Consider the following 11,805-nt stretch of genomic DNA (forward strand, 5'->3'; position numbering starts at 1 on the left):
AACGCTTTGTGTGGCTGCTTTGCCCTATCTTTGCCAACACGGATTTCTATCCATAACCTAATATTTGAGAACGAAAAACATAATGCTCATGAATAAAATTAAAGCTTATCTGTTGCTGTTGACGATTGCTCTCTCTGCTTTCGCTGCCGCATGTTCCAGTGATGACAATGATCCTGTAACACCGGAAATAACAATTTCCGAAAACATTCTGGCGAATGGAATGAGTTTTTCCAAAGCCGGAGGTACAAACACACTCTCTGTGAAATCGAATGTGACGTTGGAAGTTACCAGTAACCAGGATTGGTGCGTAGTGACTCCGGCAGTTTCAGCTTCTGCTACGGTCTTTAAATATACGATAGATGTAAAATCCAATTCAACTACCGATAATCGTACATCTGTTATTACTGTGAAAGGTGGTAACCTGACAGAGACATTCAATGTCATTCAAACAGCTACCGAAGGTCTGGATCTGGAGACTGTCTTGTTTGAAGACATATCGGCAGCGGGTGGTACTATCACTGTGAAAGTGATGACTAACGGTGAACCAACTATAACTATTAATGATAGCTGGATTACCGAGAAAACAGAAACACGCGCTATGGTGGATAAAACGAAGACTTTTATCATCGCTGCCAATACCGGAAAAGAACGTACCGGTACCATTACTTTTATTTTGGGTGACTTGCCGGCAACAACTGTGACCGTGAAGCAGTTGGCGGGAGGTGAGATAAGCTCGAATGAAATAGCAGGTGAAGATCCCTGGACTGTAGCTAAAAGTCTGGGATTGGGTTGGAATCTGGGTAATCAGTTGGATGCGTATAATAGTGGTGTGGCCAATGAAACGGCCTGGGGGAATCAAAAGACGACACAGGCTTTATTTGATAAATTGGCTGCTGCGGGTATTACTACCGTACGTATTCCTGTTACATGGATGGGACATATTGGAGACGCCCCCGGTTATGAAATAGAGAAAGCCTGGATGGATCGTGTTGCCGAGGTAGTAGGATATGCAGAAAATGCCGGACTGAATGCTATTGTCAATATTCATCACGATGGAGCTGATAGTGAATACTGGCTTAGCATTAAAGATGCTGCTCTGGATGAAACTAAAAATACCGCAATTAAAACAGAATTGAAAGCTGTATGGACACAGATAGCCGAACGTTTTAGGGATAAGGGCAACTTCCTGGCATTCGAGTCGATGAATGAAATTCATGATGGCGGTTGGGGCTGGGGCGACAACCGTAATGATGGTGGAAAACAATATTCAATATTGAACGACTGGAATCAGGTGTTTGTAGATGCGGTACGTGCTGTAGGTGGTGGTAATAGCAATCGTTTCCTGGGTGTGCCGGGGTATTGTACCAATGTGGCACTTACGGTGAGCAACTTCAAACTGCCGACTGATAAAGTTCAGAATCGTCTGATGGTATCTGTTCATTTCTATGATCCGAATGAATATACACTGGATGCAAAGTATTCGGAGTGGGGGCATACCGGCGCTGCCGATAAGAAAGCTAACTGGGGAGACGAAGACAATGTGAAAGATGTATTCAATAGTTTGAAGACAACGTATATAGATAAGGGCATTCCGGTATATATTGGTGAAATGGGATGTGTAAGCCGGACGACTGACCGTGCGGAATCTTTCCGCAAGTACTATCTGGAATATATATGTAAAGCAGCGAAAGAATACGGATTGGCTCCTGTTTATTGGGATAATGGCGGTACAGGTAGTGGAAAGGAAGAATCAGGTTTGTTTAATCATGCTACCGGTGATTATCTGAATAATGCAGCGGAAATAGTAGAAGTAATGAAAAAGGCCATCTTTACAGAAGATGCATTTTATACATTGCAATCCGTCTATGACAATGCACCGCAATAGGTTTTCATAAATACCCCTCGTGTATACAGGGATTGTTGTTAATACAGGTTTTTTTTTGATTGGTTTTGGGAAGTAGCTTCTGTGAGGGAAGTTACTTCCTTCTTTTCTGTCCGGGAAACAAATGATGGGGTATGAAATGATAAAAAAACACATTGAAAACCTTGTTTTTACGATTCCTTTTTGTTTCATTTGCAATATGTTAACGATATTCCTATATCTACTACTATGAAGAGATTGATTTTACTTATCGTTTCAGTCGTTGTGGCATGTTTTTCTGCCTTTTCACACGACTTTATGTTCAAACATCTGGAGGTTAAGGACGGAATGCCCAGCAACCAAATCAATGCCATTTATAAAGATTCAAGAGGTTTTATGTGGTTCGGCACCGCTGCCGGACTGGCACGTTATGACGGATATCGTTTCAAGGTATTCCGGAGCACTGACAATGGTTCTGCGTCTTTACCTGACAACTATATTGAGAAGATAGTGGAAGACAGTGAAGGACGTTTATGGATACGGACGGGAGAAAACGGATATGTCATTTATAACTGGGATACGGAGAGCTTTGTCTGTGATGTTCGTTCCCGGATGTGGGATATAGGGATAGACGGAACACCCCGCTATGTATTTGTCGACAAGCAAAAGAATACCTGGTTTGCCATAGATGGGAAAGGGTGCTACTGTTATCGTCCCGGTGAAAAGAATGCTGTATCCCTGCCTTTCGGTGAGAAAGGAATACCCGAAGGTGTCATTATAGACATGGCTGAATGTAAGGATGGCATTCTGTTGGTATATGATAACGGGCGCGTAATCTGTATCGACCGTGAGACGGTACGTGTAAAATGGATTTTGACAGATATTGCAGAGCACATGGGAACGCGTACTGATATCTTCTTCCTGTATGTGGATAAGGATGAAGATTTATGGATATATGGTGCCCCGGGTGTATGGGCTTACGATTTGTCTGACAGGAAGTGGCATTCACAATGGAATTTCAGCGATAGAGGTCAGGCTCATATCGTAGCAGTAGCTCAGGATAAGCAGGGACGTATTTGGTTTGGAAAGGACCAGGATGGCATCGATATCTGGAATAAGGCGACTGGTGAAACTGTCTCGCTTACGTATGATGTGGATGACGAACGAGGTTTGCCCAATAATACCATCAATGTGCTTTATGAAGATGAAGGCGGTGTGATGTGGATAGGTACTTATAAGAAAAGTGTGGCTTATTATGATGAGGGCATTTTTAAGTTCGGCATCAACCACTTGGGGGATATTAACTGTCTGGAAGAAAGTAATGACGGTTCGTTGTGGTTGGGTACCAATGACGCCGGGTTGATACGTTGGAATCCGAAGACGGATGAAAAGAAACTGTATGCATACTCACCGGGAGGAAACTCTATTGCTTCGAATGTCATTGTAAGTTTGTTGCAAGCTAAGGACGGCAAACTCTGGATAGGGACATTTTGGGAAGGATTGGATTGTTTCGACGGCAATCGCTTCGTGCATTACCGGAACAGACCGGGAGATGATAATTCGCTGGCTAATAACAATGTCTGGTCATTGGCAGAAGATAAGAACGGAAATATCTGGATTGGAACCTTGGGAGGCGGTTTACAATGTCTGAATCCGGGGACAGGTGAGTTCACCACTTATAAGATAAGTAACTCCGGAATTATTTCCAATCATATAGCCTCTTTATGTATGAGTCGTGATAATCGTCTGATAATCGGTACTTCTTCTACGGGGGTATCCATAATGGATCTGACTACCCGGAAAATAACGAATCTGGTAGGCAACCAGTCGGGAAGTATCCGCTTTTCCAATCAGAGCATTAACCAGGTCTATGAGGATAGCCGGGGATTGATATGGGTGGGAACACGTGAAGGACTGAATCTCTATAACCCGAAGAACGACCATTTACAGGTAGTTCCTCTTTCGCAGAACGATTCTAGGGTATTTATTACCGGTATCGTAGAAGATGATAATAAAAATATGTGGGTGACTACGGCCAATGGTGTAGTGAATGTAATTCCTTCTATCGATACAAAAAACGGAGATTATACTTTCAACTATTACAGGTATGATGATAAGGACGGTTTGCAGGGCTGTGAGTTCAATCAACGTTCCATTAAACGTCTTTCCTCGGGTGAGATTGCAATGGGAGGTATGTATGGATTGAATACTTTCAGACCGGAGAATATCAAATATAACCGGACGTTGCCCAAGGTGATGTTTACCGGCTTCCAGCTTTTCAATGAAGAAGTGGAGGTTGGAAAGGAGTATGGTGGACGTGTTTTGCTGCGTGAGTCGCTGAATAAAGCCAGAGAGGTGAAACTTGATTATAAACAGAATGTCTTCACTGTATTGTTTGCATCGGATAATTACGTCTTGCCTGAGAAAACCCAGTATCTGTATAAACTGGAGGGATTTAATGAGGATTGGATGGCAGGTGCGGCTGATATGCACCGCGTTACTTATACGAATTTGGCACCCGGTACTTATACGCTGAAAGTGAAGGCAATCAATAGTGATGGATTTGCCGGAACAGAAGAGTCAAGCCTTAAAATAGTAATCCTACCGCCTTTCTGGATGACCCCCTGGGCGTATGTTCTGTATGCTATGTTATTGATAGGCACATTGCTGCTGGCTCGCAATGCTGTGCTGCGCCGTGAACGCAATAAGTTCAGGATACAACAGATGGAACGTGAAGCAGAGCGGAATGAAGAAGTCAATCAGATGAAATTCCGTTTCTTTACCAATGTGAGCCATGAACTGCGTACACCGCTGACGTTGATCATTTCTCCGTTGGAAGGAATGATGAAAGAAACCCATGATGAACGGAAGCAGGAGCAATTGAAACTGATGCATCGTAATGCATTGCGGTTACTGAATCTTGTGAACCAATTACTTGATTTCCGTAAAAATGAGGTGGCAGGGTTGCATTTGAATCTTTCGGAGGGGGAGGTTGTATCGTATGTTCACTCTATATGCAACTCATTCCTGATGCTTTCGGAAAAGAAAAACGTGCATCTCACTTTTTTCTCGGCAATCGAATCGTTGAATATGTCGTTCGATGAGGATAAAATAGGTAAGATAGTGATGAATCTGCTCTCTAATGCGTTTAAGTTTACTCCGGATGGAGGGCGGGTGGATGTTTCTCTTGAACTGATAAAAGGAACTACGGAAACATTGGAAATCAAAGTATCCGATACGGGGGTAGGTATCAGCGACCTTGATAAAGAACGTATATTCGAACGTTTCTATCAATCGGAGCGTATAGGTGATAGTAACCCCAGTACGGGGAGTGGTATCGGTTTGAGCCTGGTACGTGATTACGTTACGCTGCATGGCGGTGTGGTGCGCGTGTTCGACAATGTGGGTACGGGCAGTGTATTTGTGGTAGATATTCCGGTGAAACATTCGGTGGTGAACGTAGCGACTCCACTCTCGGAAGAAGCTGCAGAAGAGGATGCGGTGGCACTTGCTTCAGTGGAAGAATTGAATGAGGAAGAACGGAAGAAGCCACTTGCACTGATTGTGGATGATAATGAAGATTTTGTTTCTTTCATGCGTTATACGTTGAGTCTGTATTTCCGTATAGAATCTGCCGGAAACGGAAAGATAGCCTGGCAGATGATACCGGAACTAATGCCGGATATCATCGTTTGTGATGTGATGATGCCTGAAATGGACGGGAACGAACTGTGCCGTTGGGTGAAGGCTGACAAGCGTACAAGTAATATTCCTTTTGTGTTGCTTACGGCCAAGCAATCCGTAGAGAATAAAGTGGAAGGTCTGACGATTGGTGCGGATGACTATGTGACGAAACCTTTCAATATGGAGGTACTGATTTTGCGCATGCGTAAACTGATAGATTTGAGCAGCAAAAATAAACTTCGCACCCGTATTGATCCCGAACCGAGTGAAATTGTTATCACTTCGATGGACGAAAAGCTGATTGAGAATGCGATAAAGTATGTGGAGACGCATATTGCCCGTCCCGATTTATCTGTGGAAGAATTGAGCCATGAACTGGGCATGAGCCGGGTGCATCTCTATAAAAAGCTGTTGCAGATTACCGGTAAAACTCCGATAGAATTTATTCGTATTATCCGACTGAAACGTGCGGCACAACTTCTGCGCGAGAGCCAGCAGAATGTGTCGGAGGTTGCCTATCAGGTGGGCTTCAATAACCCCAAATATTTCAGTAAGTATTTCAAGGATGAATTCGGCGTTTTACCCTCTGTATATCAGGAAAAGGAGGGTAAATAACAAAAAGTACCCATTGTTGAAACATCTGATATTTCTATAAATCAAATAAGCCCTTTCCTTTCAACATCGGGAGGGCTTGTTTACTGTATGATTTCCTACTTTTACACTCGGAGAAAATAACTTTAAAAACAAAGATATGAAATTGAAAAACACTTCAGTTTGTTTGCTCGCAGGATGGATGCTGATGGCATGCTCCGGAGGCGGGTATGAGAAGACGAGTAACGGCATTATTGTAAATGTCGAACAACAGCAACCGACGGATGTGCGAAAGGTGAAGGTTGAAGTAATGGGAGAGAAGTTGATTCATGTGTCAGCCACTCCCGAAAAAAACTTTTCAAAGGCGGAAAGCCTGATTATAGTTCCCCAAAAAGATAAGACGGACTTCAGCGTGGAAGAAAGTGAAGATGCCGTTTCGGTAAAAACCTCAGAGGTGTGCGCCATTGTATCCAAAGCCACGGGTGAAGTACGCTTTACCGATGCTTCCGGTAACCTGATTTTGGCGGAAGATGAGAAAGGCAGGAGTTTCCAGCCTATCGAAGTGCAGGGAACAAAGGCGTATACGGTACGTCAGGTATTCCAGTCACCCGATGATGAGGCATTCTACGGACTGGGACAACACCAGGCTGATGAATTCAACTATAAAGGTAAGAACGAGGAACTTTTCCAGTATAATACAAAGGTTTCCGTACCTTTTATCGTTTCCAATAAGAATTACGGTATTCTGTGGGATAGTTATTCGCTTTGCCGTTTCGGCGATCCACGTGATTATGCACAGTTAAGCACAGTTTTCAAACTCTATGATAAGGAGGGTAAGGAAGGTGCTTTGACAGGAACATACGTACCCTCTCAGAAATCAACAGCGGAGACACTGGTACGCCGGGAAGATTCTGTTTATTTTGAACATCTGAAATCGGAAGATTTGTCGAAAGTCGTGAACTTACCAGAAGGATTTCCTTTCATGGGTTCGCAGGTGACGTATGAAGGAGAAATTGAGCCGATGGAGAGTGGTAGGTTCCGTTTTATCCTCTATTATGCAGGATATATGAAGGTATACATTGATGGTGAACTGGTGGTTCCCGAACGTTGGCGTACGGCTTGGAATCCGAACAGTTATAAGTTTGCCGTAGATTTGAAAGCCGGTAAACGTGTTCCATTGAAAATTGAATGGATTCCTGATGGATATGTATCCTATTGCGGTTTGCGTGCATTGTCTCCTGTATCTGCTGAAGAACAGAACAAACAGTCGTGGTGGGGAGAAATGCAGAATGAAATCGATTATTATTTTGTTTATGGCGAGGATATGGACGAGGTAATCAGTGGATACCGTGCTCTGACCGGAAAATCACAAATCATGCCGAAGTGGGCGATGGGATACTGGCAGAGCCGCGAACGTTATAAGACGCAGGAAGAAATACTGGATGCTTTGAAGGAATTCCGTAAACGTCAGATTCCCATTGATAATATTGTGCTCGACTGGAGCTACTGGCCGGAAAATGCCTGGGGTAGTCATGAGTTCGACAAAGCTCGTTTCCCTGATCCGAAAGGAATGGTAGATTCTATTCATGCTCTGAATGCCAAGATGATGATTTCCGTTTGGCCGAAATTCTATATGACTACGGAACATTATAAAGAGTTTGATGAAAAAGGCTGGATGTATCAGCAGGCCGTTAAAGACAGCATTCGTGACTGGATTGGTCCCGGCTACATCGGTTCTTTCTATGATGCTTATGCTGAGGGCGCACGGAAGCTGTTCTGGAAACAGATGGAAGATCATCTTTATCCCCTCGGAATTGATGCCTGGTGGATGGATGCCAGTGAACCGAATGTACGCGACTGTACGGATTTGGCTTATCGGAAAGCTTTGTGTGGTCCGACTGCTCTCGGTCCGTCCGACCAATATTTCAATGCGTATGCGTTGATGAATGCTGAGGCTATTTATGACGGACAACGTGCCGTAGACAATGACAAACGTGTATTCTTGCTGACTCGTTCGGGATTTGCCGGATTGCAACGTTATTCTACCGCAACATGGAGTGGCGATATCGCTACCCGTTGGGAAGATATGAAGGCGCAGATTTCTGCCGGACTGAATTTTGCAGTCAGCGGTATTCCTTACTGGACGATGGACATTGGCGGATTCTGCGTAGAAAAACGCTATGAAGACGGACAAAAGGAATTCAATAAGACCGGAAAAGAGAATGCGGACTATAAGGAATGGCGTGAATTGAATACACGTTGGTATCAGTTTGGCGCATTCTGCCCGTTGTTCCGTGCACATGGACAGTATCCGTTCCGTGAGGTGTGGAATATAGCTCCCGAAGGACATCCGGCTTATAGTTCTATAGTGTATTATACGAAGTTGCGCTATACGATGATGCCTTATATTTATTCATTGGCCGGGATGACTTATTTTGATGATTATACGATTATGCGTCCGCTGGTAATGGACTTTACGGCAGATACAAAGGTGAATAATATCAGTGACCAGTTTATGTTCGGTCCGGCGTTGATGGCGGCTCCGGTGTATGAGTATGGTGCACGCACTCGGGAGGTCTATTTCCCGGCAACTTGCGGTTGGTATGATTTCTATACCGGTAAGTACATGGCCGGTGGGCAACAGTTGAAAGTGGACGCTCCCTATGAACGCATGCCGCTCTATGTACGCGAAGGGGCTATTGTGCCTTACGGACCGGAAATGCAGTATAGTGATGAGAAGCCTGCGGAAGAAATCACACTATATGTATATGCGGGTAAAGATGGTGAGTTCACTTTGTACGAGGATGAAGGTGTGAATTATAACTACGAAAAAGGGCAGTATGCCACCATCCCGTTTACTTACAATGATGCGGAAGGCACTCTGACTATTGGTGACCGTGCAGGAGAATTTCCCGGTATGCTGAAAGAACGTACATTCAACGTTGTAAAGGTAAGTAAGGATAAGCCGCAACCTTTTGACGCGAAGGCTAAGGGGGTGACGGTGAAGTATGATGGGAAGCAGCAGAGTGTATCAATATCATGAAACAACTATTAATAATACCAATATCCTGTTTGCTCCTCTTCTTGGTATTGGGAGGTTGCACCTCCGCTGAACGGGTTACTGATAACCGTCGACAGGACTTCACCGCTGACTGGACTTTCCATCTGGGAGATGACTCTGCGGCATCCCGTCCCGATTATGACGACACGGCATGGCGGATCCTCCATCTTCCACATGACTGGGCTATCGAGGGAGAGTTCAGTAAGGATAATCCTTCCGGAACAGGAGGAGGGGCATTACCCGGTGGTATCGGTTGGTATCGCAAAACGTTTACTGTTGACAAAGCGGATGAAGGCAAGCGCCTGTATATTGATTTTGACGGTGTATATATGAATTCGGAAGTCTTTATCAATGGTCATTCCCTTGGTGTACGTCCTTATGGATATGTCTCGTTCAGTTACGATCTGACTCCCCATATCAAGTGGGGCGGAAAGAATGTAGTTGCCGTACGTGTGGACAACGCGGAACAACCTAATTCCCGCTGGTATTCGGGATGTGGCATCTACCGTAATGTATGGCTTACGAAGCTTACCCCCGTGCATATAGCGCAATGGGGTACTTTTATCACGGCGCAAGATGTGTCGAAGAACAGTGCACGACTAAACATACGTACTAAAATACAGTATGATGCGGCCGCTCAACTGCAAGATTCCGTGAAGCAGGCGGATGGTACGTATGTTGTTTTTGATTCGGAAATTGTTTCCTTGGCAGATGTTGTGTTGCAGTCACGGCTAATGGATGCAGAAGGGAATGTTGTGGGTGAGGTTGCATCGGAACTGCAAGTGATACCTGCCTGTCCGAACGAGGTAGAACAGGAAATTGTAGTGAAGAACCCTAATCTTTGGAGCGTGAACACTCCTTATATATATAAGGTGAACAGTATCCTTATTGATAAGACAACCGGTAAAGTATTGGATAACTACTGTACGAATACCGGTATCCGTACCTTCCGTTTTGATGTACAGAAAGGGTTTATTCTGAATGGAGAACGGCTGAAGATTAATGGTGTATGTATGCATCATGATCTGGGGTGTCTTGGGGCGGCTGTCAATATCCGCGCTATCGAGCGCCAGTTGGAGATACTGCAAGAAATGGGCTGTAATGGAATTCGCTGTTCTCATAACCCTCCCTCACCTGAACTGCTCGATCTTTGTGACCGTATGGGATTTATTGTAATGGATGAGACGTTCGATATGTGGCGCAAAAGAAAAACGGCTCATGATTATTCCCGTTACTTCAACGAGTGGCATGAACGCGATCTGACGGATTTGATACTTCGCGACCGTAACCATCCTTCTGTTTTCATTTGGAGCATTGGCAACGAAGTGCTGGAGCAATGGTCGGATGCAAAAGCGGATACGTTGACCTTGGAACAAGCGAACTTGATTCTGAATTTTGGTCATGATCAGAGTATGCTGGCGAAAGAAGGTGAGATGAGTGTGAACTCTTTACTGACGAAGAAACTGGCAGATATGGTAAAAGCTCTCGATTCTACCCGTCCCGTTACGGCTGGCTGTAATGAACCGAACCCGAATAATCACTTGTTCCGTTCGGGAGCATTAGATCTCATCGGCTTTAATTATCATGATGATTGGTTTGCCGGTGTACCCGAGAAATTTCCCGGTAAACCGTTCATTGTGGCGGAAAGTGTATCAGCACTGATGACGCGTGGCTACTACCGGATGCCGAGTGACGAAACTGTTATTTGTCCTGAACGTTGGGATAAACCTTATTTTGATGATAGTTTCTCCTGTTCTTCGTATGATAACTGTCATGTACCTTGGGGGAACAGTCATGAGGGCACGATGCGCCACGTGAAAAATAATGATTTTATCAGCGGACAGTATGTCTGGACCGGGTTTGACTATTTAGGTGAACCGACTCCTTACGGTTGGCCTGCCCGTAGCTCTTATTTCGGCATTGTCGATCTGGCCGGTTTTCCGAAAGATGTGTATTATCTCTATCAGTCGGAATGGCATCCGGAGAAAAAGGTATTGCACCTTTTTCCGCATTGGAACTGGGCGCCGGGGCAGGATATAGATATGTGGGCTTATTATAATAATGCGGATGAGGTCGAGCTTTTTGTAAATGGCGGGTCGCAGGGTGTGCGTACAAAAGGTAAGGATGATTTTCATGTCGTATGGCGTGTGAAGTATGAACCGGGTGTGGTAAAAGTCGTTTCCCGCAAGGATGGAAAAACGGTATTGGAGAAGGAGATCCATACAGCCGGAGAACCAGCACAGATACGCTTGACGGCTGATCGGAATGAAATCAAATCAGATGGCAGAGATCTTAGTTTTGTAACAGTGGAGGTGCTGGATAAAGATGGTAATCTTTGTCCGAATGCCGATAATCAGATCATGTTCGATGTGCAAGGTGCGGGATTTATTGCCGGTGTAGACAATGGTAGTCCTGTTTCAATGGAGAAATTCAAAGCTGATCATCGCAAGGCTTTCTATGGGAAGTGCCTGGTGGTTGTTCAAAGTGACGGAAAATCCGGAGGCATCAAACTGACGGCTACATCCGAAGGATTGAAAACGGCAGTGACCGTTATTAAAGCAAAATAAAAGTAACTTGTTAGCAGAATTCATTCATAACGGGAAAGGAA

The 11,805-nt window shown here is 44.6% G+C and carries 4 protein-coding genes; all 4 read left to right on the forward strand.

Annotated features, from left to right (window positions below; all coding sequences use genetic code 11):
• Positions 1-88 precede the first annotated feature (88 nt).
• Complete coding sequence (locus tag K429_RS0113200; protein WP_026367215.1) at positions 89-1,885, forward strand: cellulase family glycosylhydrolase; 1,797 nt, start codon at positions 89-91, stop codon at positions 1,883-1,885.
• A gap of 225 nt (positions 1,886-2,110) precedes the next feature.
• Positions 2,111-6,160, forward strand: coding sequence for a hybrid sensor histidine kinase/response regulator transcription factor (locus tag K429_RS0113205; protein ID WP_026367216.1), 4,050 nt, complete (start codon positions 2,111-2,113; stop codon positions 6,158-6,160).
• 136 nt (positions 6,161-6,296) lie between these two features.
• Positions 6,297-9,179 (forward strand): TIM-barrel domain-containing protein, encoded by a 2,883-nt coding sequence (locus K429_RS0113210; protein WP_026367217.1) that lies wholly within the window; start codon positions 6,297-6,299, stop codon positions 9,177-9,179.
• Positions 9,176-11,764, forward strand: coding sequence for a glycoside hydrolase family 2 TIM barrel-domain containing protein (locus K429_RS0113215; RefSeq protein ID WP_026367218.1), 2,589 nt, complete (start codon positions 9,176-9,178; stop codon positions 11,762-11,764). The genes K429_RS0113210 and K429_RS0113215 overlap by 4 nt, the downstream gene beginning before the upstream one ends.
• Positions 11,765-11,805 lie beyond the last annotated feature (41 nt).

It is taken from the genome of Bacteroides sp. 14(A), assembly GCF_000526555.1.
Lineage (GTDB): Bacteria > Bacteroidota > Bacteroidia > Bacteroidales > Bacteroidaceae > Bacteroides > Bacteroides cellulosilyticus.

What these genes read in the sequence shown, in the direction of transcription:
- K429_RS0113200 (WP_026367215.1), top strand. Translation starts at nt 89, where the DNA reads ATGAATAAAATTAAAGCTTATCTGTTGCTGTTGACGATTGCTCTCTCT.
- K429_RS0113205 (WP_026367216.1), top strand. Translation starts at nt 2,111, where the DNA reads ATGAAGAGATTGATTTTACTTATCGTTTCAGTCGTTGTGGCATGTTTT.
- K429_RS0113210 (WP_026367217.1), top strand. Translation starts at nt 6,297, where the DNA reads ATGAAATTGAAAAACACTTCAGTTTGTTTGCTCGCAGGATGGATGCTG.
- K429_RS0113215 (WP_026367218.1), top strand. Translation starts at nt 9,176, where the DNA reads ATGAAACAACTATTAATAATACCAATATCCTGTTTGCTCCTCTTCTTG.